The sequence below is a fragment of the Clostridium lentum genome, from assembly GCF_014287815.1.
GTDB classification, from domain to species: domain Bacteria; phylum Bacillota; class Clostridia; order Clostridiales; family Clostridiaceae; genus Clostridium; species Clostridium lentum.
On record NZ_JACOOQ010000004.1, the window covers coordinates 92,592 to 118,947 of the forward strand.

Consider the following 26,356-nt stretch of genomic DNA (forward strand, 5'->3'; position numbering starts at 1 on the left):
GGGATGAAAAATGCAGAATGATAATAAGAGGACATATAACAAGGAAAATTACTTAAGAAATGGAACTAAGAGACAAAATCAATATGCAAAAAACAGCTTTAATAATAATGTTCAAGAACCAGCTTTAAATGAAAGTGGAGAAGAAGCTAAAAGAAGAGGATTTTAAAATAGCTATTGCTACAGTACTAAATATTTAGTGCTGTAGCTTTTTTGTGATACAAAATAAATGTTAAGTAATATTTTTTACCAACTATGTAATATGAGGAAATATGAAACATATATTTATATTGTAAAAAAGTTTAAATGGGAGGAATCATATGAATTTAATAGTTTTAGCTCCTGTAGGAGCAACGGTGGCATTATTATTTGCAGCATATTTTACTTATACAATTTTTAAAGTAGATGAAGGCACTGACAGTATGAAGCATATTGCAGAAAGTATACGTAAGGGGGCAAATGCTTATTTAAAAAGGCAGTATATTGCTGTAGGTAAATTTTTTGCAGCAATTTTTGTCTTGCTTTTAATTCTTTCTTATTTTGATTATGTATCTATATTTATTCCATATGCCTTTATAACAGGAGGATTTTTCTCTGCACTTAGTGGATATCTTGGAATGAAAATAGCTACTAATTCTAATGCAAGAACTGCTAATGCTTGTACTAAGAGTTTGAACAGTGGTCTAAGAGTAGCCTTTTCTAGTGGAGCAGTAATGGGTTTGGTAGTAGTTGGGCTTGCACTTTTAGATATAAGTGCATGGTACTATATTTTAAATTGGTATTATAATGGTGATGCATCATCTATTGCTTCAACAATGCTTACATTTGGAATGGGTGCCTCTGCCATGGCTCTTTTTGCCAGAGTAGGTGGAGGTATATTTACTAAGGCAGCTGATGTAGGTGCAGACTTGGTAGGAAAGGTAGAAATAGGAATACCAGAAGATGATCCAAGAAATCCAGCTGTTATAGCAGACAATGTTGGTGATAATGTTGGTGATGTTGCTGGAATGGGAGCAGATTTATTTGAATCATATCTAGGTGCAATAGTTTCCTCCTCAGCACTGGCTATTTCAGCAGGACTTAAAGGTAATGGTGTAGCACTTCCTCTTATTATCGCAGCAATTGGAATCATAGCATCAATCATTGGTACTTTTTTTGTTAAGGCAAAAGAAGATGTGTCTCAAAAATCACTTCTTGCAGCTTTAAGACGAGGGACATATTCTTCTGCAATAATTATTGCAATTGTAGCATATTTTTTAGTTTCTAATGTTTTAGGAAGTAAATATATAGGCATATATTTTTCTATACTTTCAGGACTTATAGCAGGTATTTTAATTGGCTTCTTAACTGAATACTATACCAGTGATAATTATAAACCAACTAGAGCTATTGCAGAATCCTCAGAAACAGGTTCAGCTACAGTAATTATTACAGGATTATCTGTAGGAATGAAATCCACAACTTTTCCAGTAATAGTAGTAGGGTTATCAATACTTATAAGTTATGTGGTGGCAGGAGGGCTTGATAGCTATAGTTTAGGGCTTTATGGTATTGGGATTTCCTCAGTGGGAATGCTTTCAACTTTAGGAATAACTTTGGCCACAGATGCTTATGGACCTGTAGCTGATAACGCTGGAGGAATTGCTGAAATGGCAGGATTAGATCCATCTGTAAGAGAAAGGACAGATGCACTAGATTCTTTAGGAAATACTACAGCAGCAACAGGAAAAGGATTTGCCATTGGCTCTGCAGCCTTAACAGCACTTGCTTTTATAGCAGCTTATAAAGATTCAATAGAGCAACTAGTAGAAAGTAACCTTGATTTAAGTTTTCAGTTTGATCTTTCAATTTTAAATCCTAATGTTTTAATAGGTTTGCTTATAGGTACCATGGTTACTTTTGCCTTTTCTTCTTTCACTATGAGTGCAGTGGGTAGGGCTGCTAGTAAGATTGTTATTGAAGTAAGAAGACAGTTTAAGGAAATCAAAGGATTAATGGAAGGTAAAGTAGATCCAGATTATGCATCATGTGTTGATATATGTACTAAATCAGCATTAAGGGAACTTGTAATAATTGCAGCCATTTCACTTATTACACCAATTGCAGTTGGTCTTATCCTAGGGCCTAATGGGGTGGCAGGTTTGCTTGGTGGAGCAACTACCAGTGGTTTTGTTTTAGCAGTTATGATGTCAAACTCAGGTGGAGCATGGGATAATGCTAAGAAATATATTGAAGCAGGTAATTTTGGAGGAAAAGGTTCAGAAAATCATAAGGCAACAGTAGTAGGAGATACAGTAGGAGACCCATTTAAAGATACTTCAGGACCAGCTTTAAATATTTTAATTAAGCTTATGTCAGTAATAGCAATTGTTTTTGGTATGGTAATACTTAAGTTTTCAATTTTTTAATCATTAAGTGAAAAGGGAGCAATTTTTATATTGTTCCCTTTATAATATTAATAATGAACATCTAAAAAATGAAATCTAATGTTGTCATTGCTCCATCCTAAATCATATGGAACCAGTAGTCTATCAGTATTATGACATGTAACTAGAGGATAACCTTTAGAATCTAATCCAGTGACTGTAGAAATATGTGTAATTCTTCCTTTTTTTTCGTAACCTACAAAATCTCCAGGCTTTAAATTAAAGGCTGCTTTATAGATATCATTATAGCTTCCTTTGGCAATATATGATGCTCTATCGCTATTAACCATGTAATTTTTAAATTCCTGAGCATTAACCCAAGCTTTAGTACCAGACTTTCCAGAATAACTCCAAGAAGAGTTTTTCTTAAATTCTCCTCCCTCATATAGTATTTGAGAAGCAAAGTTAGCACAATCACCACCATCAGGATTAAAGTTTTTGTAATTCTTATTATACTTAAATAAATGTTCTTCATCATCGGATACACCACAATAAGTATGGGCGTAATCAATAGCTTTTTTTGTTCTTTCATCAGGTGTATATTTAGGTGCTTTATGTGATAAAATGTAATTTTTAATTTCATTAGATTTTATGTTGTTTAAATCTAGTGAATCAGCTAAAGGGTCTGTATACCATTCTTTTTCAATGATAAATCTGTTATCATCACTTTTTTTTAAATTCAAATAATGGCATGTGCCTAGTTTAAATCTATTTTCTATACATGGCTCATCTTCATATTTGTAGAAAAATTCTGTGGAAACATAACAGATAACTCCATATAAATTTTTCTCTTTTTCAATGGCTTTACTTATATTCACAATAGAATTAATCCTACTAAAATTAGCTCCTTGTTTTTCACACCAGTTGGAAAAGTATTTAATTTTCTTGATTTCATTTTCATAAGCCCACTGACCAGTTTTTTTATCCAAATTATAAAAAGATTTTAAACCTTCACTATCATTAGATAAGATAGATGAATTTCTATTGAGAAATAAGTTATCTAGTAAGGGTTTAAACTGAGACTTTAAATCTTTGTTATCTTCAATGAGATTATTTTCGTCCTCCAGGGTAGTAATATCATCTCTAGGTATATTATAACTGTAGCAAGGAATGGAGCACATATTTAAAAGCAAGTAAAAGAAAGAGATTAATTTAACTAATAAACTAATTTTCAAAGATATCAAACCTTTCTATAGCATTTTAGAATGAAAAATACTAATGAATTCAAATATTTAATTATATTTTATGCAATTATAGAATTTTTATAGGTGTTAAATTAATCTTGTAAATGATGTGGAATATGGAAATGGAAAATCATAAAATAATTAAAGTTAAATATAAAGGAGTAGGATTATGTCAAAGAAGGATTTAAGTAGATTATATGATAATGCCTTTACGATACCTTTTAATGATGAGGATAAAATTGTCTTTATGTCAGATGTGCATCGTGGTGATGGAACATATTACGATGCCTTATTAAATAATAGAAATATATATTTGACAGCACTTAGATATTATCTTAGAAATAATTTCATTTATGTAGAAGTGGGAGATGGTGATGAACTATGGAAAAATAGGGATTTTACTGAAATAGCATATGCATATGAATCAGTATTTAGAGTATTTAATAAATTTAGCAAGAAAGATAGGATTTTTATTATATATGGAAATCATGATATAATAAAGAGTAAAAAAAATTTTAAATTAAAGCAAGAAAAATGTATAAATAAAATTGGCACAAAATATGGCAATGAGTTTATGGAATTTATAGATAATAATATATTTTATGAAGGAATTAATTTTTTATATACTCCACTAAATGAAAAGTTTCTTGTAACCCATGGACATCAAATAGATATTACTAATTCTACCTTTAAAGATATAAGTAAAATATTAGTGAGATATATTTGGAAATTTATGTATGGAATAGCAGGTTTTCGTGATCCAACTAATTCAGCAAAAAGTAAAAATAAAAGAACACTTATTGATAATAAATTACAACAATGGGTTAAAGAAAATGGTAAAATGCTTATATGTGGGCATACTCATAATAGTTATTTTCCAGATATTCATGAACCACCATATTTTAATGATGGATGTTGTGTACTTCCAGATGCAGCAACTGCCATTGAAATTTCAGGAGGAAAGATATCTTTGGTGAAGTGGAGCGTACAGGCTCAGGAGACGGGTATACTTTGGGTGAAGAAAGCAATTATTGGGGGTCCTGTATCCATTGAAAACTATTTGTTATGGGCAAGGAATGAAAGAGATAGGTTAAGAAGAGCAGAAGAGGAAGAAAGAAAAAATAAATAAAATTATGTAAGGAGAATCAGAAGATGAATTTAAGCGGTAAAGTTATTTTGGTTACAGGTGCATCAAGAGGAATTGGCAGAGCTATTGCCATTGAACTTGCATCAAAGGGAGCTGCAATAGCAATAAATTACTCAAAAGATGATGAAGGAGCAAAGGCTACATTGGAAAATGTTATTAAAAATGGAGGTTATGGTAAGCTTTTTAAAAAAGATATTTCTAATTATAAAAATTGCAGAGAGCTTATTGATGAAGTTATAGGGACTTTTGGTAAGTTAGATGTATTAGTAAATAATGCAGGAATATCAAAGTTTGGATTATTGATGGATATGTCTTTAGAAGAAATAGATGATTTAGTAAACACCAACTTGATGGGAGCAATATATCTTTCTAAACTAGCTATTAATAATATGATGAGAAATGGTGGTAATATAATAAATATTTCATCTGTTTGGGGAGAAGTAGGAGCATCATGTGAAGTTATATATTCAGCAACTAAGGGAGGGCTTAATTTATTTACTAAAGCTTTATCAAAAGAAGTAGCTTCATTTAATATAAGGGTAAATTCAGTAGCACCAGGAGTTATTAATACGGAAATGAATAATGTACTTGATAGTGAAGATAAGGAAGTTTTAAAGAATGAAATACCGATGATGAGATTCGGTGAGGCTCATGAAGTAGCAAGAGTGGTTAGCTTTTTATGTGAGGATAAATGTAAATATCTTACTGGACAAATAATAAGAATAGATGGTGGATTTATTTAAATTATAGTAGGAATATATGGTGGAATATTATGATAAAAATAAAGATAGACAAAAATAAAAAAGGTGAGCCTAATTTCAAATTACATTTTAAGAAGATTGATGAAAGAGAAGAAAGGTTTTTAAAGCGAGCATTAATGGAAGGCAGGGAGATAAAGGGAAGTTTTAAATATGAAATTCCTCTTAGGTTTTTTATGCCTATTATCAGGAATATAAAAAAAGAAAATTTAAAGGTTGATAGATATAGTAAAAATACATTTTATGAATTTTCAGATAGGTATGATGAAAAATATTATTATTCATTTGAGATAAATGCAAAGTATATGAAGAAATGGCGTCAGGAAGAGTGTCCAGATATTTTCAAGGTTGAAATAGATAGTGAAACACTAGAGCTAAAAAAAGAAGTTGTATTTAAAAAGATTGATAGAAGAATAAAAGATGCTTAAGATTTTAGCATCTTTTATTTTTAGTTAAGATTATCATTAGCCTTTGATAAGGTAAACTTAAATAACACTCCATTTAAGCTATTGGTCATGGAATAAGCACTATTATGAAGTTCTAAAATTTTCTGAACAATTGCAAGTCCAAGCCCAAAGCTATTGGTAGATCTATCACCAGATTTATCAAGTTTATAAAACTTAATAAATATATTAGAAAGTTCTTCTTCAGGAATATGAGTACCAGTATTTTCAATAGATATTTCAAAGTTATCAGTATTTTCAATGATACTTATATTTATATAATTTCCACAGGGAGTATATTTTATTGAGTTGGTAATTAGGTTTTGAATTACCTGTTCAATTTTAAGAATATCACCTTGTACATAAGCAAAGTCAGGAACAGCTATATAGTTTACTGTAATGTCTTTTTCTTTTAGCTCTAAGTTAAGATTTTTAACTTTAGCACTTATCAGTCTTACTATATTAAAACTTTCTATTTGTAAAAGCATTGAATTTGACTCTAACTTTGAAAGCTCCAGCATACTGGTAACTAGCGTATTCATTTTTCCTGCTTCATCAATAATTGTTTCAAGATATATTTGGGCATTTTCAGGAGAAACAATACCATCTTTTAATCCTTCGGCATAACCACTGATTATGCCAATAGGAGTTTTTAAATCATGGCTTACGCTGGCTACAAAATCTTTACGCATAGTTTCAAGTTCACGTTCTTTTTCTATGTCAGCCTCTAATTTTATATTTTTCTCTTTTAAATCATCAAGAGATTTTTTTAAATTAGCTGATAGAAAGTTCAGTGTCATTGCTAAGCTGCCAATTTCATCATCAGAGGTTATATTACATTTTACACTGAAATCCAAGTTTGACATCTTCCTTGCAATATTATTTAAATTTTTCAATGGTTTAGCTATAAGATTGGCATAAACTATTGAAAGAAATGTTGCAACAATAATAAATCCAATCAGCATATAGAAGTAAAAGGTTTTTATAACTGAACTAGCTTCTTTTATTGGCTGTATTGATGATACAGAAATAAATAATGCATCATTGTTATTTTGTAATGACATAGGTGAAATAATACCAATTTGTTTTGTATTGCTAGAGCGATTAGTAAAAATAGTAGCAAGGGGTGCATTTTCATCTAATACTGTATTAATAAGTTTAGTATTATATAGTAGTTCAGCACAAAAATTTGTAAGTGTAGAAAAAGTATTATCTGAATTTTGATTATTGGATACATAAACAACATCATTTCTATTTAATGGAATAATAGCAACTCTAGAAGAGTTTTTTTCTTCGTAATTTGTTAGTGCAGCAGATAATACCTCATTATTATGTATTTGATAAGAATACATATATCTAAATTCATTAGCTTGATTAAGAAGATAGTCTTTCTTTTTATATAGATAAAATTCTTCAAAAAAAACAAGTTGAAAGAATAAAGTTATAAAAAATACTCCTAATATTAACCCTAAGGTTATGGTAAATAATTTTCTGCTGATACTTTTACTATTGGTTAACATCAAATTTATACCCACTTCCTCTTACAGTTATAATGTAATTTGCTTTTTCTCCAAGTTTTTCTCTTAGCCTTTTAATATTTGTATCTACTGTACGAAGATCTCCATAATAATCTATTCCCCAAACATTATCTAGAATAGTATCTCTAGTTAATGCAATGCCAATATTATCAGATAAATAAACAAGAAGCTCGTACTCTTTTGGTGAAAGAGCAAGTTGAACATTATTAACTTTTATTTCATGAGAAAGCTTATTTATTGTAAGACCATTATAATTTTTTGTAGAAGATTGATTTTCACAAAGATCAGCAGTTCTTTTTAAAAGTGCTTTAACTTTTGCTACAAGAATTTTAGGAGAGAAAGGTTTAGTTACATAGTCATCAGCTCCTATATCATAGCCATAAAGTTTATCTTCTTCCTGACTTTTGGCAGTAAGAAGAATTATTGGAATATCAGATACTGTTCTAATGGTTTCAAGAACAGTTAGCCCATCAATTTTAGGCATCATTATATCTAAAAGGATAAGGTCAACATTATTATTTTTAAAAACCTTAAGACCTTCTTCACCATCACAGGCTTCAATAACAGAAAATCCTTCACTTAATAGATAATCTTTCAGTAAAAAACGTATTCTAATTTCATCTTCAATAATAAGTATTGTTTTATTCATAAATAAGTCCTCCATTATATACTTAATAATAATTATAGTCTAAAAACTTAAAAATAAAAACATGTTAATATATTATTGTAATTAATATTTAAACATATTATTATAAAAAGAAGTGGATTAAAAATGAATTTTAGCTGTCCATAAAGGCATTTAAAACAATTATAGGAGATGGGAAAGGAAATTATCAGATGATAAAATTAAATTTTGATGTTAAAAAACACAAATTAGAAAACGGGTTAGAAGTATTAACAATAAAAAAGGATACACAAATATCTTCTATTAATGTAGGAATAAAGGTTGGCTCATTAAATGAAAGTAAGGATGAAAAAGGGATTTCACATTTTATTGAGCATATGATGTTTAAAGGAACAATTAAAAGAGGTTTTGAAAAGTTAAATGATGATTTAGAATCATTAGGCGGAGAATATAATGCATACACTGATTATTCCATTACTGTTTACTCTATAAGTTGCTTAGAAGAGGAATTGGGAAATGCAATAGAGTTATTGGGAGATATGGTTACTAATTCTGTATTTTTAAAAGAGGAGATAGAAAAAGAAAGAGGAGTAATTCTTGCAGAAATGAAAGCAAGTATGGATAGTGTAGAAGATTTAAGTTTTAAGAGAGTTAATGAAATTGCCTTTGAAAAAAGCTGTTTAAGATATGATGTGGCAGGAACAGAAAAGAATGTAAAGAAATTTACTAGAAAAGATATTATTAGTTATTATGAAAAGTACTATATACCTAATAATACATTAATAACTATGGTTTCATCTTTAGAGCATGAAGAAGCTTTAGAGAAAATAAAAGAAAACTTTGGGCATTGGCAATCAAAAGAATTAGTTGCAGTAGAAATATTTGATGAGCAGAATAAGGCCATTAGGAAAACAACTTATAAGAAAAATATTGAATTAAGTACTATAATGTATCTATTTACTTTTTACGATTTAGAAAAGGATTTAGAATTACCACTTAGAATACTTAATCATAGATTAGGAGAAAGTTCTAATTCACTTTTATTTAGAGAAGTAAGGGAAATTAGAGGGCTTGCCTATGATATATATTCACATCTTGATATGACCAATCATATAAAGTCATTATACATTTATACGGCTGTAGCTGAAGAAGATGTTAATAAAACAATAGAAGCAATAAATGAAATTTTAGAAGGGGTTAAGAAGAAGAAGATAGAAATTGGAGAAAGGGACCTTGATATAATGAAGAAGGTTCATAAAACAGCTGTTATTTCAACTTTAGATGATTCTTCTGAATTATGCAGTTATATTTTAAATCAATCCATAGAAGATGAGGATATTTATGAGTTTTTACATGATATGGAGAGAATTAATAATATTACAAGCGATGAAATTTATGATGTAGCTAATAAAGTTTTAAAAAATCCAACTATTCATATATTAAAATCTTAAAAGGTGGATATAATTATGAATATAATTACAAAAATAGAATGTGGAAATCGTAATAAAAATAGAGTTAATATATATATTGATGAAGAATATGCTTTTTCGGTGGATATGGAAATTGTATATAAAGAAGGATTAAAAGTTAAAGATCCAGTAGACTATGATAAATTAAAGAAGATTATTGAAGAAGATAATTATATTAAATGTAAAAATGCTGCCATAAGAATAATTGAAAGGTCTTATAAAAGTGAAAAGGAAATAAAAGATAAATTATTAAAAAAGGAATTTGATAATAATACTGTTAATAGGACTTTATCATTTTTAAAAGAATATAATTTAATAGATGATGAAAAACTTGTATCTATGTATGTAAAAGATAGATTAAGAAATCAAGGAGAAAAAAAGATAAAGTATAGTTTGATGCAAAAAGGAATAAATGAGGAGCTTATTTATAGAGAGCTAAATAAGATTAATAATGATGATTTGGAAGATATAGCTTATAATTTAGCATTAAAGAAGTACGAAGTTCTAAGTAAAAGAGAAAATGATAAATATAAATTATATCAAAAGCTTACTAGATATTTAATGGGCAGAGGATATGGATATGATTTAGTCTCTAGGGTAGTGAAGAGAATAGTTAATTAAGAATAATTATGAAGGGAGCCTTTATGAGAGAGTTAGTAGCATATATTATTTGTGCTATAATTGTATTATATGGTATAAGGGAAAGTATACTTACAGCATTTGAAGAAAGAACTTTGAAATATTCAATATACAAAGTTTTATATTATTTTTCTATTTTGCTGACATTTTTTCTGGTAATTGTTAATTTAAATTTAGTAATGACTGTAATTATAAGATTTAAATTGCAATACTTGACCTTTATATATAATACAAAGTATACCAATAGCATTATACTAATTATATTTTTCTGTATTAGCCAGAATATTATTTATGTATTGTTAAAGCTATTATCTCAACATGTTATTTCAGCATTTAAAAGCAATGAAAAGAGGGTTATCCCTTTATACATTATTTCAGGATTTTTAGGGTTTATTAAAGGATTAGTAATTATACTAATAGTATTTGTAGGTGTAATTACTTACAATAGAACCATAGGAGCCAATAATAAAATAGATTTATTTAGTGATTTTTCATCCTATAATAAAATAAAGACTATTATATTTACCAATAGTAGTTTCAATCCTGATATGTATCCGGTGAATGACAACACAATTTCTACAGCTAATAATATTATCTATTATAATGGAGTAACCTTAGAAGAAGGTATACAATCTAATGAGGAAATCGATAATAAGGCTAAAGAAATAATAAAATTTTGTGATGATGATAGAAGTAAGGCCAAGAGGATATATACATGGATAGGTACCAATATCCAGTATGATTCAGAAAAGGCATCAAAGGCTTTAAATGAAGAGGAGCTAGATGGTAGTGGCTCAATTACTGCTTGGCATAGTGGTAAAGGAATATGCTTTGATTATGCATGTCTTTATGTATCAATGGCAAGGGCAGCAGGATTAAAGGTAAGGTTAGTTACGGGAGAGGCATTTGATGGTAATAGTTATGGTTCTCATGCTTGGAATCAAGTTTATCTGTCAGATGAAAGAAGATGGATAAATGTTGATACGACCTTTTATATTTCTGGAGATTATTTTGATAGCAATTTATTTGAAGAAGATCATATAGAAGAAGAAATTGCCGGTGAATGGTAAATAAGAAAAGCACTTTAGCTAAAGTGCTTTTTTATTTTTGGAAAGAATAAGTTTTATTGCCTTTTCGCAGTCAAGGTCAGAGCTATCTAAGGCCCAAGCTAAATTGAAATAAATTAGAGCTTTGTTGCTTTCCTGCTTCATAGCATAGCAATATGCTAGGTTAAAATAGTATTTACTTTCTTTTTGAAATTCCAAAGATTTTTTTATCATCTTTATAGCAGAATCAAAATCTCTTAATTTTATATAGCACACACCAATATTATAATAAGAGCATGGAACATTGACATTTGAATCAATTGACAACCTATATGAATTTATTGCTTTTTGAAACTGTTTTTCAGTATAGAATTTATTACCTTCATTGAAGTGATTCATTTTTCCCTCCTATGATTTATAAATATATTTTAATTATGTTCTCCATATGGGAATATTATTCATTAAATTATATTATTTTACAGGGTATATTATGAAAATTATAAAAAAATAGAATGAAAAATTTTCATTAAAATATGTTATAATATAGTAAAAATGGAATATAATATACATAATTGTATATAAATATAAAATAGAAAGAGAGATATATTATGGGGAAGTATAAAGTAGGTATTGATGTAGGCTCAACTACTATTAAAGTATTAGTAATTGATGAAAATAATAATATTAAATATAGCACTTATAAAAGACATTTTTCAGACATAAAAACTACCTTAAAAGAGAGCCTAGAACAATGTTATAAATTTATAGGTAATAGCAATGTTAAAATGATGGTGACTGGTTCAGGTGGACTAGCTGTATCTAAATGGCTAGAGTTATCTTTCGAACAAGAAGTTATTGCTTGTAATAAAGCCATAGAAACCTTTATACCTCAAACAGATGTAGCTATAGAGTTAGGGGGAGAAGATGCAAAGATAACTTATTTTAGCAGTGGGATAGAACAGAGAATGAATGGAAGTTGTGCAGGAGGCACTGGAGCATTTATAGATCAAATGGCAGTACTTTTAAATACTGATGCTATAGGAATTAATGAATTATCTAAAAATGCAGAGATAATTTATCCTATAGCTTCTAGATGTGGGGTATTTGCTAAAACAGACATACAACCATTAATTAATGAAGGTGCAAGAAAAGAAGATATTGCTGATTCAATTTTCCAAGCAGTTGTTAATCAGACTATTAGCGGATTAGCATGTGGTAAACCTATAAGAGGACGAGTAGCATTTTTAGGAGGACCACTTCATTTCTTAGATGGACTTAGAAATAGATTTATTAAGACTTTAAATTTAAAAGAAGGTGAGTACATAGTCCCTAAGGAATCCCACTACTATGTAGCCATAGGAGCGGCGTTATTGGCAAAAAACGAAAAGTATGTACAGCTTGATAATATAATAAGAAAAATCAGTACCATAAAAGTAGAAGATGATGGGAAGGGACATATGGAGCCTTTATTTAATGACAATGATGATTATGAAGAGTTCAAGAAAAGACATGAAGATGATAAGGTTAAGAGAGCTGATTTAAACACTTATAGAGGTAAGGCATTTTTGGGAATTGATGCAGGTTCAACAACTACTAAGGCAGCTCTTATTGGTGAGGAAGGTCAACTGTTATATTCATATTATAATAGTAATGAAGGTAGTCCCTTAAATAAGAGTATAGAAATATTAAAGGATTTATATAAAAAGCTTCCTAAAGAAGTGGAAATAGTAAAAAGTACAGTAACAGGTTATGGTGAAGGACTAATTAAGACAGCCTTAGGAATAGATATTGGAGAAATTGAGACTATATGCCATTTTAAAGGAGCAGAGGCTTTTTTGCCAGGGGTAGACTTTATTTTGGATATTGGTGGACAAGATATGAAAGCCTTGAAGATGAAAGAAGGAAATATTGATAATATTTTGATAAATGAGGCATGTTCTTCAGGGTGTGGGTCATTTATAGAAAGTTTCAGTAAATCATTGAACCTTCCTATTAAAGAGTTTGCGAAACTTTCTATTGAAGCTAAGAAACCAGTAGATTTAGGCTCTAGATGTACTGTATTTATGAATTCAAAAGTTAAACAGGCACAGAAGGAAGGTTATGAAGTTGCAGATATATCAGCAGGTTTATGTTATTCAGTAATAAAAAATGCTTTATATAAGGTTATAAAGATACGCAATTTTGAAGAGTTAGGTAAAAAAGTTATTGTACAAGGTGGAACATTTTATAATGATGGTGTTCTTAGAAGTTTTGAAAAGATAACAGGAATAAATGTAGTACGTCCAGATATTTCAGGTATAATGGGAGCTTTTGGTGCAGCATTAATAAGTAGGGAAAGATATATAGAAGGTAAAGAGACAACATTAGTATCAAAAGAGGAGCTAGGAGATATAAAAATAGCAATCAATACTATGAGATGCGGTGGCTGTGGTAATAATTGTCTTTTAACAATTAATAAGTTTTCCAATGGTAAGAAGTTCATTACAGGAAATAGATGCGAGAAGCCTTTGGGAAATATGAAAGGAAAAAGAGAAATCCCTAACTTATTTAAATATAAGTTAGAAAGAGCTTTTGACTATACTCCTCTAGAAGAAAGTCAAGCGGAAAGAGGGGTAATTGGTATACCAAGAGTACTTAATATGTATGAAAATTATCCATTTTGGTTTACTCTTTTAACAAGTTTAAAATTTAGAGTAGAGATATCACCATTATCCAGTAGGAAGATATATGATAAAGGAATTGAGACAATTCCATCAGAATCAGCATGTTATCCAGCAAAAATATCTCATGGACATATATTGTGGCTTATAGAAAAGGGTATTAAAAATATATTCTATCCATGTGTAGCATATGAATACAAAGAAGACCCTACAGTAGACAACCATTATAACTGTCCAATGGTAACATCATATCCAGAGGTTATTAAGAATAATATTGATGAAATAAAGAAGCAGGAAATAAACTTTATTTCACCTTTCCTTTCATTAAGCAATGAAGAAAAATTAGCAAAAAGAATATATATAGTATTTAAGGAATTTGGTGTATCTATAAAGGAAGCTAAGGAAGCTGTTAAGAAGGCTTTTGAAGAAAGAGAAAAATTTGTAACAGATATAAGGAAAAAAGGTGAAGAGGTTATTAAATATATTGAAGAAAATCATATAAAAGGGATAGTGCTTAGCGGTAGACCTTATCATGTAGATCCAGAAATTAATCATGGATTAACAGATATAATTACTTCTTATGGGATGGCAGTTCTTACAGAAGATAGTGTTGCTCATTTAGATAAGGTTGAAAGACCTCTTAGGGTTGTGGATCAATGGATGTATCATAGTAGATTATATAGGGCAGCATCTTATGTAAAAAATAATCCAAACTTAGAACTTATTCAAATTACTTCCTTTGGCTGCGGACTTGATGCCATAACATCAGACCAAGTTAATGAAATTTTATCATCAGCAGGAAAGATGTATACCCTTATAAAGATTGATGAAGGAAGTAACCTTGGAGCAGTAAGAATTAGAATTAGGTCATTAAAAGCAGCGATTGAAGAAAGAGAAAGAAAAGGTATTAAGCTAAAGCCGGTGACACAAGTGAATAAAAGAAATATTTTTACTAAGGAAATGAGGAAATATTATACAATCCTTTGCCCTCAAATGTCACCAATACACTTCGATTTTGTTGAAGCAGCAGCTAAGAGTATTGGATATAATGTAGAAGTAATGCCATCCATTGATAAGGAAGCAATAGAGTATGGATTGAAATATGTGAATAATGATGCCTGCTATCCGTCAATTATTGTGGTAGGACAAATGATTCGTGCTTTGATGTCAGGAAAATATGATTTAAATAAGACTGCTGTAATAATGAGTCAGACAGGAGGCGGTTGTAGGGCTACAAATTATATAGGATTTATTAAAAAAGCCTTAAGGGAAGCAGGTTTTGATAATATTCCAATAATATCATTAAATGCTTTGGGTATGGAAAAGCAGCCAGGATTTGAAATAACACCAGCTTTTGTTAATAGAGGGCTTATGGCTATATTATATGGAGATTTATTTATGAGAGTCTTATATAGGGTAAGACCGTATGAAAAAGTTAAAGGAGCAGCAAATACTTTATATAAGAAATGGAAAGATGTTGCATGCCAAAATGTGAAAAACGGAAAATGGATAGAATTTAGCAAAAATGTTCAAGATATAGTAAAAGATTTTGATGAGTTAGAATTATTAGATATAAAGAAACCAAAGGTGGGAGTAGTAGGAGAAATTCTTGTTAAATTTCATCCAACAGCAAATAATGACATAGTTTCACAATTAGAAAAGGAAGGTGTTGAAGCTGTTGTACCAGATCTTCTAGATTTTTTCTTATATTCATGTTATGATGCTGAATTTAAATATAAATATCTTTCTGGAAGCTATAAATCCATGCAGTTAAATAAATTAGCAATTAGGATAATAGAGTTATATAGAAAGAAAATTAAAACAGAATTAAGCAAGAGTAAGAGATTTGAATATCCAATGCATATAAAGGATTTAGGGAAGAAAGCATCAAAAGTATTGTCTCTAGGCAACCAAACAGGTGAAGGGTGGCTTCTTACAGGAGAGATGCTAGAACTTATTGATACAGGTGTAAATAATATTGTATGTGTACAGCCTTTTGCATGTTTACCTAATCATGTTACAGGTAAAGGAATGATAAAGAAACTTAAGGAACTTTATCCTTTATCAAATATAGTAGCAGTTGATTATGATCCTGGTGCATCAGAGGTAAATCAGATCAATAGAATTAAACTTATGCTGGCTGTGGCATTTAAAAATATAGATTTAGAAAATAAGTATAGTGAAAAGTATGAAATTAATCAAGAAGCAGTAAGTGAAGTTGCAATAAAATTAAATAATTAACAGTGAAATAAGAGAAAAATAAAAAAGATACGACATTTTTTTATTTTTCTCTTTATTTTTTTCGGACTTTTGACTATAATGTATGTATGTTTTAAAGGGAAAATTAATGGCAGGAGAGATAATATGAACGAAAATAATCCATATATACTAGTACTGGGGGCATCAATAGTAGATATAATTGGTTTTAGTAAGAGAGAATTTAAGGCAAAGGATTCAATTCCAGGATCTATAAAGATTTCGCTTGGGGGAGTTTGCAGAAATATTGCTGAGAATTTAGCTAGGGTAGGTATAAACACAGAATTCATTTCTATATTGGGAGATGATGCTAATGGGAGAAATATCTTAGAACATTCTAAGAGAATAGGTTATAAGATGGACAATTCATTAATATTAAAAGATGAATGTACACCTACATATATGGCAATACTAAATGAGCATGGTGAAATGGAGTCTGCAATAGTAGATATGGATAGCTTAGATAAAATGGAAAGTAGTTTTATAGATTCAAAAGCTGAAATTTTTGAAAATGCTGAGTATACTATTGTAGATTCAGACAACCCTGAATTATTAGAGTATGTTTTAAAGAAATTTCAAGGAAAAACTAAATTTATATTAGATCCAGTTTCAGCAAATAAAGCAACAAAAATAAGCCACTTGATGAAGTATTTCCATACAATAAAACCAAATAGATTAGAGACTGAAGCTTTATGTGGTTTTAAAATCAATGGTTATGAGGATTTGCAAAAAGCAGGAAGATACTTCTTAGAGCAAGGGGTTGAAAATGTATTTATAAGTTTAGATGCAGATGGGATTTACTATCTTACAAAAGGTGAAGAAGGTACTATATGCCAAAATGATAAGATAGACATAAAAAATGTAACAGGTGCTGGAGATTCGTTTGTAGCTGGATTAGGATTAGGATATATGAATGGGTTATCTATAATTGAAACATTAAAGTATGCAATTGCAATGTCAATAATTACTATTACACATGAAGATACTATTAATCCAGCAATAAGTAATGAATACGTTGAAAATTACATGAATAAAATGAGTTGGAAATAATTGTTTTTAAGAGATGCTTAGCGTCTCTTTTTTTTATGCTTAGGAAATAGTTAAAAAGAAAGTATGATTTTACATAATAAAAATAAAGGGATATTTATATAAGAGAGAAGAAATAAAAAAAGTATATAGTCGTAAATAAAATACTCGTAAATGAGTATAATAATTAATAAAACACTGCACAAATAAACTTTCAGTATAAATACTAAATAGATGGACAAAATATTTATGAGGTGATAAGTATGGGAAGTAAATTAAAAATTAATAAGAAAGAAAATAAGAATATAAGTCATAATCCTCGAGCAGAAAGTGTTAAATCATGTTTTGGAGAACCTAAAGCAAAGCCATATGATCCAACAGATTTTAAGATTTAATTTTTTGAGCATTCTAGCAATTTTTAGTCAGTGTTTAAGGCTGTAAAAAATAAATTTAATTATTGGGAATAGTTGAATGAAGATAGATAATAATAAAAAAGTTATAAGATTTATCAGTTGATGAAAAATAAATAAAATATATAAATGAACTAGAACCTATAAGATAGACACTTATAAAATAGATTCTATCTATATAGGTTCTTTTTGTGTACAATAAATGTTGATATACATATTAAGTATTTAATATAATTATATTATAAATAATACATAATGCTTATTATTTGGAGGGGACTATATGGAACATGATGTTGTAACTAAAGAAAAAGGTAAAATAAAAGTAAAGGAGCCTAAAAAATATAGTGTCATTATGGAAAATGATGATTTTACAACAATGGAATTTGTCATTGATGTATTGATGAGCGTGTTTAATAAAGATAGTGTAGAAGCTAATAGAATAATGCTTGATGTACATTCTAAAGGAAGAGGAGTAGTAGGAACTTATCCATATGATATTGCTGTTACAAAAGTATCAATAGCAATGGATATGGCTAAAGAAGAAGGATTTCCCTTTATGATAACTATTGAGGAGGTTTAATGTATGCAGGTGACAAAAGAAGTTAATGAAGTAATAGTTGCTGCAATTGAATATGCTAGAGAAAATAAGCATGAATATGTGACAGCTGAACACATATTATATAAATGTACTTTTATAGAAAAAGTACAAAATGCCATGGAGAAATGTGGTGCAGATATTGAAAATTTAAGAAAAAATCTAAATGAATATTTTAATGAGTATATAAAGACTACAGAAAATACAGGTATTCAAGAAAGCTATAGTTTTCAGCAAGTGATATTAACATCTGGAGAGCAGGCTATGGCTTCTGGTAAAAATGTCATAGAAATTGAACATATTTTATCAGTTATATATATGATGGAAGATAGTTATGCTTTATATTTTTTAAATTTAGAGGGAATAGATAAAAGAAATCTTCTTTTTACTTTATGTCATAAAGAAGGGAATGTAAAGTCAGAAGAAGGTGGAGAAAAATCATCAAAAAATAAAGGTGAGCAAAAAGGCAGTAATAAATCTATAATTGAGAAGTATACTGTAAATTTAAATGAATTTGTTAAAGAGCAAGATAGTAATTTGCTTATAGGGCGTCAAGATATTTTAGATAGAACTATACAGATTCTATGCAGAAGAACTAAAAATAATCCTATTCATGTTGGAGAGCCAGGTGTAGGAAAGACATCTATAGTGTTAGGGCTTGCTAGACTTATTAATGAAGGTAAGGTTCCAGAAAAACTTAAGAACTCAGAAATATATTCTCTTGATATTGGTGGGTTATTGGCAGGAACTAAGTATAGAGGCGATTTTGAAGAGAGAATAAAAAAAGTGCTAGAGCAGATTAAGCATAGAGTTAATCCAATAGTTTATATTGATGAGATACACTCAATAGTAGGAGCAGGAGCTTTAGGTGGTGGTTCTTTAGATGCATCTAATCTTCTTAAGCCATATTTAATGGAAGGAAAGATAAAATTTATTGGTGCAACTACTTTTGATGAATATAAAAAACATTTTGAAAAGGACAAAGCTCTTACAAGAAGATTTCAGACAGTGGAAGTAAAGGAGCCTAGCATTAACGAAACTGTTGAAATTATTAATGGAATTAAAAAGTCGTATGAAGAATATCATAATGTATCTTATACTGATAAGGCTATTGAAAGTGCAGTTATTTTAAGTAATAAGTATATAAATGATAAATTCTTACCGGATAAGGCTATTGATGTTATAGATGAAGCTGGTGCATCTATTTCTATGGAAAATAGTGAAGAAAGAACATTAATTGATGATGTTAAAATTGAAGAAATAATTTCAAAAATGTGTCATATTCCTAAGAAAACAGTTGAAAAGGATGAAATTGAAGCTTTAATGACTTTAGAAAATAAATTAAAGCTTAATATTTTTGGACAAAATGTTGCCATAGATGAAGTTGTAAAATGTATAAAGATGTCAAGAGCTGGACTTAAAGATGAAGGCAAACCTGTTGCTTCAATGCTTTTTGTCGGACCTACAGGTGTAGGGAAAACAGAAATATGCAGAGTGTTATCAAAGGAATTAGGGATAAAACTTATTAGATTTGATATGAGTGAATATGGTGAAAAGCATGCAGCATCTAAGCTTATTGGAGCGCCACCAGGTTATGTAGGGTATGAAGAGGGTGGACTACTTACGGATTCAGTCCGTAAGAATCCATATTCTGTATTACTATTAGATGAAATTGAAAAAGCTCACCCAGATATTTTAAGTGTATTACTTCAGGTAATGGATTATGCTACACTTACAGATAACCAAGGTAGAAAAGCTGATTTTAGAAATGTAATACTAATTATGACTTCCAATGCAGGTGCCAAGGAAATTGGCAAAAATAAGGTAGGCTTTGGTGAAAGAGTAGTACAAGTAGAAGCCATCAAGGATGAAGTAAAACGATTCTTCACTCCAGAATTTAGAAATAGATTAGATAAAATTGTGGTATTTAACCATATAGATAAAGAAATGGCAAGAAATATAACTATAAAAGAAATCGGTTTATTTAAAGAACAATTATTAAGTAAAAATATAATATTAGAATTTGATGAGTCTGTTATAAATCATATAAGCAATGAAGGGGTTTCTAAAGAATATGGAGCAAGAGAAATCAGTAGAATAATAAATTCAGAAATTAAGGCATTGTTAATTGATGAAGTATTGTTTGGTAGATTAAAAGATGGTGGAAAGGCTAAAGTTGTATTTAATGATAGTAAATATGATATAGAGTTTTAGAAAATATAAAATTAACTATTTTTAAAGAAAAATTTTATTGACAAAAAATATTTTATAGAATAATATAAAAACAAATAATATAAATTAAAAACTGTGATAAAGAGGAGTACGGATTAGGAAGTATTAAGAGAGGAAGGTCTTGGCTGAAAGCCTTCTATATAGAATATCCCGAAGGTAGCTTTTGAGTTTCTTTGCTGAAAGTTTAGTAATTAGTAGGCAAAGACGGCGTTCATAGCCGTTATTGAATTAAGAGCCCATAATAATGGCCAATATTTATTTAGTATAGTTTAAAGTTGAAATGCTAAAATAGTATTGTGCCTGTGGGAATAAAGGTGGTACCGCGAGTCTTCGTCCTTTTTTAGGACTTAGGCTCTTTTTTATTTGTACAATTTATTAAACTAAGGAGGTTTCTGTAATGGAAGAAAAAAACAATTTACCTACCACGTATAATCCAAAAGAATTTGAAGAAAGAATTTATAAAATTTGGGAAGAAAAGAAATATTTCACACCAGTAGTTGATAAGAGCAAAAAGCCTTTTTCAATTGTTATGCCACCGCCAAATATAACTGGTAGATTGCACTTAGGGCATGCATTAGACAATACTCTTCAAGATATGCTTATTAGATTTAAAAGAATGCAAGGATACTGTACTTTATGGTTACCAGGACAAGATCATGCATCTATTGCTACAGAAGTTAAAGTTGAAAATGAGTTATTGAAGCAAGGATTAGTAAAAAAAGAAATGGGAAGAGAAGCTTTCCTTGAAAAAGTTTGGGAATGGTCTGATGAATATAGAGGTCATATAAGAGAACAACTTAAGAAGATGGGAGTATCTGCGGATTTCTCAAGAGAAGCGTTTACAATGGATGAAAATTTAAACAAAGCTGTAAGAACTGTCTTTGTTAAGTTATATAATGAAGGACTTATATATCAAGGAAACAGAATAACTAACTGGTGTCCTAAATGTACAACAGCATTGTCAGATGCAGAAATAGAATACGAAGAAAAAGAAGGAAGCTTCTGGCACATAAATTATCCATTATCTGATGGTTCAGGATTCTTAGAAATAGCAACAACAAGACCAGAAACATTATTAGGAGATACAGCAGTTGCTGTTAACCCAAATGATGATAGATTTAAACATTTAATTGGTAAGACATTAAAGTTACCGCTAACTGATAGAGAAATACCAGTAGTTGGTGATGAATATGTTGATATAGAATTTGGAACTGGTGCTGTTAAAATAACTCCTGCACATGATCCAAATGATTTTGAAGTTGGTAAGAGACATAACCTTCCACAAATAAGAGTTATGGATGACCATGGTATAATAAATGAATTAGGTGGAAAATATCAAGGGCTTGATAGATATGAAGCTAGAAAACAAATGGTTGAAGATTTAGACAAATTAGGTCTATTAGTTAAGATAAAACCGCATACTCATAATGTTGGAACACATGATAGATGTGGAACAGTTATTGAACCAATAATATCTAAGCAATGGTATGTTAAGATGGAATCTTTAGCTAAGCCAGCTATTGAAGCTGTAAGAGGGGGAAAAACTAAATTTGTTCCAGAAAGATTTGATAAAATCTACTTCAACTGGATGGAAAATATTCAAGATTGGTGTATATCAAGACAATTATGGTGGGGACATAGAATACCAGTTTACTACTGTAATGATTGTGGACATATGATGGTTGAAGTTGATGCACCATGTAAATGTTCAAAATGCGAAAGCACTAATTTAAGACAAGAAGATGACGTTCTTGATACATGGTTCTCATCTGCACTTTGGCCTTTCTCAACTTTAGGATGGCCTAATAAAACAGAAGATTTAGAATACTTCTATCCAACTAACGTTCTTGTTACAGGATACGATATAATCTTCTTCTGGGTAGCTAGAATGATATTCTCAGGGATTCATAATATGGGAGAAACTCCATTTGATACAGTATTAATCCACGGTATTATAAGAGACTCTCAAGGTAGAAAGATGAGTAAGTCACTTGGTAATGGAGTAGATCCATTAGAAGTTATTGAAGAATATGGTGCTGATGCCTTAAGATTTATGCTTGTAACAGGTAATTCACCAGGAAATGATATAAGATATATTCCTGAAAGAGTTGAAGCAGCAAGAAACTTTGCTAACAAAATGTGGAATGCATCAAGATTCGTTATGATGAACTTAGATAAAGAAGTTATGGCTAAATATGCTGAATGCAAAGAATATAGCTTAGCTGATAAATGGATTTTATCTCAAATGAATACTCTTGTTAAAGAAGTAACTGAAAATATGGAAAAATACGAATTAGGAATAGCACTTCAAAAAGTTTATGACTTTATGTGGACTGAATTCTGTGATTGGTATATAGAACTTGTTAAACCAGTATTCTTCAGCGATGATGAAAAGCAAAAAGGAATAGTATACAACGTATTATATACTGTATTAACTACAGGATTAAAATTATTACATCCAGTAATGCCATTCATTACAGAAGAAATATATACTACTTTAACTGATGGTGAATCAATAACTATCTCAACTTGGCCAAAATTCAACGAAAGATTAGTTGATGCTAAGGCTGAAAAAGATATGGAATACATCATAGAAGCTATTAAATCTTTAAGAAATGTTAGAGCTGAAATGAATGTACCACCATCAAGAAAAGCTAAAGTAATAAGCTATATTAATGATGAAGCTAGAGATGCATTTAATGCAGGTACAGCTTATATTGAAAAATTAGCTTCAGCTTCAGATGTTGAATTTATAAATGATAAAGCATTAGTTCCTGAAAATGCTGTATCAGTAGTAGTTAAAGGTGGAGAATTATTTATGCCACTACTTGACCTAGTTGATAAGGAAAAGGAACTTGAAAGATTAAATAAAGAAAAGAGCAAACTTGAAGGTGAAATAACTAGAATAGAAAAGAAACTTTCTAATGCAGGATTTGTTGCAAAAGCTCCAGAGGCTGTAGTAGAAGGTGAAAAAGCAAAAATGGCTAAATATCAAGAAATGCTTGATGCTGTTTTAGTTAGAATAGATACTTTAAAATAGTTTATAAAAAATGGATATCTACGTTGGTAGATGTCCATTTTTTGTAAGGAAAATTTAAGATGAATCTGTTAAATAGTAGAGCAGTAAATTTTGCATTTTTGTTAATTATACATTATATTTAAATAAAGGTGAAAATAAAAAATAAAATTTTGGGGTGGTTTGATGAAATACCAAGAAGCAATAAAATATATAACAGAAGTAGGGAATTTTGGCTCTAATTATGGCTTAGAAAGAACATATAAATTATTGGAATTTCTTGATAATCCTCATGGGAAACTAAAAATAATCCATGTAGCAGGGACAAATGGTAAGGGGTCTACCACGGCAATGATTACTTCTATGTTAAAGGAAGCTGGATATAAAGTAGGCATGTACACTTCTCCATTCTTAGAAGAATTTGAAGAGAGAATTCAAATTAATGGGAATAATATACCTAAGGAAAAACTTGCACAGCTTATGACAAAGATTAAGTATGCTGTAGATAAGGTGATAGAAGAGGGGTATAATCATCCTACGGAGTTTGAAATAATAACAGCATTGATGTTTTTATATTTTGCTACTGAAAAGGTGGATTTTGCAGTAGTGGAAGTAGGCCTTGGAGGAAGACTTGATTCTACCAATGTAATAACACCTATCTTGTCTGTAATTACTTCTATAAGTTTTGATCATACAAATCTTTTAGGAAATACCTTAGAAGAAATTGCTAGAGAAAAGGCTGGTATAATTAAGGCAGGTATACCCACTTTAATATATCCTCAAGAAGAGATAGTAAAAAAAGTGCTGAGCGAAAAATGTGAGGAGTTAGGTGCAAAGCTTTATAAGATAAATAAAGATGATGCAAAATTAGTTGAGATAATTAAGGAAGATAAGATATATCAGCTAGTAAAGGTGAAGTTAGATGATGAATATGATGTTAAGCTTCCACTATTAGGTGAGCATCAGATTTTAAATTTAGCAGTGGCTTTGAAGGCCTTAGAAATTATTAAAGATAAAGCAGCAAAGTTAAGTAAGGAAAGTATAATAAAAGCCCTGTCAGAAGTTAGATGGAATGGAAGACTAGAAGTAATGAGTAATGAGCCATGTGTTGTAATAGATGGAGCACATAATATTCAGGGAATAACGCAACTTGATAAAAATATTAAAAAATATTTTAAATATGATGATTTATATTTAATATTAGGAATATTAGCAGATAAAGACGTTGATTATATGGTTAAGGTTATTACTCCTCAAGCAAAGAAGGTCTTTACAGTAACACCTAATTCAATAAGAGCTGAAACATCAGAAGAGTTAATGGGAGTGGTAAAGAAATATAATCAGGATTGTCAAGCTTATAGTGATTATAAAAATGCTTTTGAAGATGCTTTAAAGCTTTGCAAGAAGGATGATTTACTGCTTATAAGTGGTTCATTATATATGATAGGTGAAATGAGAGGAATAATAAAAAAACATTTTAGTAAATAATACTTTGTTTACTAAAATTCACTAATATAGTATACTGATATAAAAAAATATATTAAATAAATATGTTCAATTTGAGGAGGCAAAAATATGGCAGCACATTTACATATTATGGCTAAGGAAGGCTCTATAGCAGAAACAGTATTATTACCAGGAGACCCTTTAAGAGCTAAATTTATAGCAGAAAACTTTTTAGAAGATGTAGTTTGTTATAATGAAGTAAGAGGAATGTATGGATATACTGGAACCTATAAAGGAAAGAGAGTTTCAGTGCAAGGAACAGGAATGGGATTACCATCACATTCTATTTATGTAAATGAACTAATTAAATTCTATGGAGCAAAGAGACTAATTAGAATAGGTTCAGCTGGATCTATAAATGACAATGTAAACGTAAGGGATTTAGTTTTAGCTCAAAGTGCATCAACGAATTCAGGAATTAACAAAAGAAGATTCCAAGGACTAGATTATGCACCAACAGCCAACTTTGAGCTATTATATGATGCATATAATATTGCTAAAAATAAAGGTGTTAATGTAAAAGTAGGAAATGTATTATCTAGTGATTTATTCTATGATGATACAAATGGGTTTGGAGCTAAGAATTGGGCAGAGTATGGCTGTCTTGCTATTGAAATGGAAACAGCAGAGCTTTATACATTAGCTGCTAAATATAATGTTGAAGCACTTTCAATATTAACTATATCTGATCATGTATTTAGAGGAGAAGAAACATCTCCAGAAGAAAGACAAAATACATTTACTGATATGATGGAAGTAGCTTTACAATTAATAAAATAAACTTTAATACAAAAAAAGATGATTTTATATATCATCTTTTTTTGTATATTATGATTTTATTTTATTTTTAATATTAATGAACATTGATAGATATTTATTAGATTTAGCATTTTGTGTTTTTGAAATAGTAAAGCAATAAAGAATACAATTAAGAATTGAAACAAAACCACTAATAATAACACCTACTTTTAGAGAAAGATTAATTATAGTTCTTTGAGAAGAGTATAATTTTTTATTTCTTTCGTAATCTTCAATTAGGAAATTATTTACTCCATCAATAAAAGCTCTATAATCATTTTCAGAAATTTCCTCTCTATTCATAAATTCATTGTAATATTTAATATATTTTTCTTCTTCAGTATTTACAACGTCTAATACTGTATCTATATGGCTTATAAATACAGAATTAAGCACCTTATAGCCTACGAATAAAAATGTACAAAATATTAAACATGCAATAATTCTAAATATAATTTTAAAAGTTTTCACATTTATTCTCCCTAAGTTTTAATATTTTCCACTATATTATCGGTTAATATATGAAAAAATTAATATTAAATTTATTAATAATTTTAATTTTTTTAGTTAATATATTTAAGTAAA

At 29.5% G+C, this 26,356-nt stretch carries 21 protein-coding genes and 1 other annotated feature; of the genes, 16 read left to right on the top strand and 5 right to left on the bottom strand.

What is annotated here, in order from left to right; all coding sequences use genetic code 11:
* Positions 1-10 precede the first annotated feature (10 nt).
* Together H8R92_RS03775 and H8R92_RS03780 are read left to right on the top strand one after the other, a co-directional pair.
* Entirely contained in the window at positions 11-166 is a 156-nt protein-coding gene (locus H8R92_RS03775) for a hypothetical protein (RefSeq protein ID WP_022211762.1), read from the top strand.
* A 151-nt stretch (positions 167-317) separates the two neighbouring features.
* Positions 318-2,405: a sodium-translocating pyrophosphatase gene (locus H8R92_RS03780; RefSeq protein ID WP_186834785.1), complete on the top strand. Its 2,088-nt coding sequence runs from the start codon at positions 318-320 to the stop codon at positions 2,403-2,405.
* A 47-nt stretch (positions 2,406-2,452) separates the two neighbouring features.
* On the opposite strand, the gene H8R92_RS03785 is transcribed toward H8R92_RS03780, so the two are convergent.
* Positions 2,453-3,544, bottom strand: coding sequence for an amidase domain-containing protein (locus tag H8R92_RS03785; protein WP_186834803.1), 1,092 nt, complete (start codon positions 3,542-3,544; stop codon positions 2,453-2,455).
* A 232-nt stretch (positions 3,545-3,776) separates the two neighbouring features.
* On the opposite strand from H8R92_RS03785, the gene H8R92_RS03790 reads away from it, so the two are divergent.
* The 3 genes from H8R92_RS03790 to H8R92_RS03800 are packed head-to-tail and all read left to right on the top strand — an operon-like array spanning position 3,777 to position 5,940.
* A complete protein-coding gene (locus H8R92_RS03790; protein WP_186834786.1) occupies positions 3,777-4,736 on the top strand; it encodes a metallophosphoesterase in 960 nt (319 codons plus the stop codon).
* A 23-nt stretch (positions 4,737-4,759) separates the two neighbouring features.
* The gene (gene ymfI, locus H8R92_RS03795; protein WP_186834787.1) at positions 4,760-5,497 is read left to right on the top strand and encodes an elongation factor P 5-aminopentanone reductase; all 738 of its coding nucleotides are present in this window, start codon (positions 4,760-4,762) and stop codon (positions 5,495-5,497) included.
* A gap of 29 nt (positions 5,498-5,526) precedes the next feature.
* On the top strand, positions 5,527-5,940 hold the full coding sequence (locus tag H8R92_RS03800; protein ID WP_022211767.1) for a hypothetical protein: 414 nt from the start codon (positions 5,527-5,529) through the stop codon (positions 5,938-5,940).
* Between the two features lie 20 nt (positions 5,941-5,960).
* Here the strand turns inward: H8R92_RS03800 and H8R92_RS03805 are convergent, their stop codons facing one another.
* Together H8R92_RS03805 and H8R92_RS03810 are read right to left on the bottom strand one after the other, a co-directional pair.
* On the bottom strand, positions 5,961-7,490 hold the full coding sequence (locus H8R92_RS03805) for a sensor histidine kinase (RefSeq protein WP_366461203.1): 1,530 nt from the start codon (positions 7,488-7,490) through the stop codon (positions 5,961-5,963).
* Positions 7,462-8,142, bottom strand: coding sequence for a response regulator transcription factor (locus H8R92_RS03810; protein WP_186834788.1), 681 nt, complete (start codon positions 8,140-8,142; stop codon positions 7,462-7,464). The genes H8R92_RS03805 and H8R92_RS03810 overlap by 29 nt, the downstream gene beginning before the upstream one ends.
* Positions 8,143-8,330: 188 nt before the next feature.
* On the opposite strand from H8R92_RS03810, the gene H8R92_RS03815 reads away from it, so the two are divergent.
* From H8R92_RS03815 to H8R92_RS03825, 3 genes are read left to right on the top strand one after another with little or no spacing between them, the layout of a single operon-like run.
* On the top strand, positions 8,331-9,569 hold the full coding sequence (locus tag H8R92_RS03815; RefSeq protein WP_186834789.1) for a M16 family metallopeptidase: 1,239 nt from the start codon (positions 8,331-8,333) through the stop codon (positions 9,567-9,569).
* 15 nt (positions 9,570-9,584) lie between these two features.
* Positions 9,585-10,208 (top strand): recombination regulator RecX, encoded by a 624-nt coding sequence (gene recX, locus H8R92_RS03820; protein WP_186834790.1) that lies wholly within the window; start codon positions 9,585-9,587, stop codon positions 10,206-10,208.
* A 23-nt stretch (positions 10,209-10,231) separates the two neighbouring features.
* On the top strand, positions 10,232-11,296 hold the full coding sequence (locus H8R92_RS03825) for a transglutaminase-like domain-containing protein (protein WP_243166575.1): 1,065 nt from the start codon (positions 10,232-10,234) through the stop codon (positions 11,294-11,296).
* Positions 11,297-11,314: 18 nt separating this feature from the next.
* Here H8R92_RS03825 and H8R92_RS03830 read toward each other — a convergent pair whose 3' ends face one another.
* Positions 11,315-11,671, bottom strand: coding sequence for a tetratricopeptide repeat protein (locus H8R92_RS03830; RefSeq protein ID WP_022211773.1), 357 nt, complete (start codon positions 11,669-11,671; stop codon positions 11,315-11,317).
* A gap of 209 nt (positions 11,672-11,880) precedes the next feature.
* On the opposite strand from H8R92_RS03830, the gene H8R92_RS03835 reads away from it, so the two are divergent.
* The 8 genes from H8R92_RS03835 to deoD all read left to right on the top strand — a co-directional run bounded on the left by H8R92_RS03835 (position 11,881) and on the right by deoD (position 25,753).
* On the top strand, positions 11,881-16,173 hold the full coding sequence (locus H8R92_RS03835; RefSeq protein WP_186834791.1) for a 2-hydroxyacyl-CoA dehydratase: 4,293 nt from the start codon (positions 11,881-11,883) through the stop codon (positions 16,171-16,173).
* 123 nt (positions 16,174-16,296) lie between these two features.
* Positions 16,297-17,238 (top strand): carbohydrate kinase family protein, encoded by a 942-nt coding sequence (locus tag H8R92_RS03840; RefSeq protein WP_022211775.1) that lies wholly within the window; start codon positions 16,297-16,299, stop codon positions 17,236-17,238.
* 239 nt (positions 17,239-17,477) lie between these two features.
* On the top strand, positions 17,478-17,609 hold the full coding sequence (locus tag H8R92_RS13315; RefSeq protein ID WP_022211174.1) for a CPC_1213 family protein: 132 nt from the start codon (positions 17,478-17,480) through the stop codon (positions 17,607-17,609).
* 295 nt (positions 17,610-17,904) lie between these two features.
* A complete protein-coding gene (locus tag H8R92_RS03845; protein WP_022211173.1) occupies positions 17,905-18,204 on the top strand; it encodes an ATP-dependent Clp protease adaptor ClpS in 300 nt (99 codons plus the stop codon).
* Between the two features lie 3 nt (positions 18,205-18,207).
* A complete protein-coding gene (clpA, locus tag H8R92_RS03850; protein WP_186834792.1) occupies positions 18,208-20,433 on the top strand; it encodes an ATP-dependent Clp protease ATP-binding subunit ClpA in 2,226 nt (741 codons plus the stop codon).
* An 84-nt stretch (positions 20,434-20,517) separates the two neighbouring features.
* Positions 20,518-20,792 (top strand) — a binding site (T-box leader).
* A gap of 56 nt (positions 20,793-20,848) precedes the next feature.
* Entirely contained in the window at positions 20,849-23,491 is a 2,643-nt protein-coding gene (locus H8R92_RS03855; RefSeq protein ID WP_186834793.1) for a valine--tRNA ligase, read from the top strand.
* 162 nt (positions 23,492-23,653) lie between these two features.
* Entirely contained in the window at positions 23,654-24,955 is a 1,302-nt protein-coding gene (locus H8R92_RS03860; protein WP_186834794.1) for a bifunctional folylpolyglutamate synthase/dihydrofolate synthase, read from the top strand.
* Between the two features lie 87 nt (positions 24,956-25,042).
* Positions 25,043-25,753 (top strand): purine-nucleoside phosphorylase, encoded by a 711-nt coding sequence (deoD, locus tag H8R92_RS03865; protein ID WP_022211169.1) that lies wholly within the window; start codon positions 25,043-25,045, stop codon positions 25,751-25,753.
* Positions 25,754-25,801: 48 nt separating this feature from the next.
* On the opposite strand, the gene H8R92_RS03870 is transcribed toward deoD, so the two are convergent.
* Entirely contained in the window at positions 25,802-26,242 is a 441-nt protein-coding gene (locus H8R92_RS03870) for a hypothetical protein (RefSeq protein WP_186834795.1), read from the bottom strand.
* Between the last annotated feature and the right edge of the window lie 114 nt (positions 26,243-26,356).

Bases quoted from the DNA above. Each gene is read 5' to 3' on its own strand.
- H8R92_RS03775 (WP_022211762.1), top strand. From the start codon at position 11: ATGCAGAATGATAATAAGAGGACATATAACAAGGAAAATTACTTAAGA.
- H8R92_RS03780 (WP_186834785.1), top strand. From the start codon at position 318: ATGAATTTAATAGTTTTAGCTCCTGTAGGAGCAACGGTGGCATTATTA.
- H8R92_RS03785 (WP_186834803.1), bottom strand. From the start codon at position 3,544: ATGTGCTCCATTCCTTGCTACAGTTATAATATACCTAGAGATGATATT.
- H8R92_RS03790 (WP_186834786.1), top strand. From the start codon at position 3,777: ATGTCAAAGAAGGATTTAAGTAGATTATATGATAATGCCTTTACGATA.
- ymfI (WP_186834787.1), top strand. From the start codon at position 4,760: ATGAATTTAAGCGGTAAAGTTATTTTGGTTACAGGTGCATCAAGAGGA.
- H8R92_RS03800 (WP_022211767.1), top strand. From the start codon at position 5,527: ATGATAAAAATAAAGATAGACAAAAATAAAAAAGGTGAGCCTAATTTC.
- H8R92_RS03810 (WP_186834788.1), bottom strand. From the start codon at position 8,142: ATGAATAAAACAATACTTATTATTGAAGATGAAATTAGAATACGTTTT.
- H8R92_RS03815 (WP_186834789.1), top strand. From the start codon at position 8,331: ATGATAAAATTAAATTTTGATGTTAAAAAACACAAATTAGAAAACGGG.
- recX (WP_186834790.1), top strand. From the start codon at position 9,585: ATGAATATAATTACAAAAATAGAATGTGGAAATCGTAATAAAAATAGA.
- H8R92_RS03825 (WP_243166575.1), top strand. From the start codon at position 10,232: ATGAGAGAGTTAGTAGCATATATTATTTGTGCTATAATTGTATTATAT.
- H8R92_RS03830 (WP_022211773.1), bottom strand. From the start codon at position 11,671: ATGAATCACTTCAATGAAGGTAATAAATTCTATACTGAAAAACAGTTT.
- H8R92_RS03835 (WP_186834791.1), top strand. From the start codon at position 11,881: ATGGGGAAGTATAAAGTAGGTATTGATGTAGGCTCAACTACTATTAAA.
- H8R92_RS03840 (WP_022211775.1), top strand. From the start codon at position 16,297: ATGAACGAAAATAATCCATATATACTAGTACTGGGGGCATCAATAGTA.
- H8R92_RS13315 (WP_022211174.1), top strand. From the start codon at position 17,478: ATGGGAAGTAAATTAAAAATTAATAAGAAAGAAAATAAGAATATAAGT.
- H8R92_RS03845 (WP_022211173.1), top strand. From the start codon at position 17,905: ATGGAACATGATGTTGTAACTAAAGAAAAAGGTAAAATAAAAGTAAAG.
- clpA (WP_186834792.1), top strand. From the start codon at position 18,208: ATGCAGGTGACAAAAGAAGTTAATGAAGTAATAGTTGCTGCAATTGAA.
- H8R92_RS03855 (WP_186834793.1), top strand. From the start codon at position 20,849: ATGGAAGAAAAAAACAATTTACCTACCACGTATAATCCAAAAGAATTT.
- H8R92_RS03860 (WP_186834794.1), top strand. From the start codon at position 23,654: ATGAAATACCAAGAAGCAATAAAATATATAACAGAAGTAGGGAATTTT.
- deoD (WP_022211169.1), top strand. From the start codon at position 25,043: ATGGCAGCACATTTACATATTATGGCTAAGGAAGGCTCTATAGCAGAA.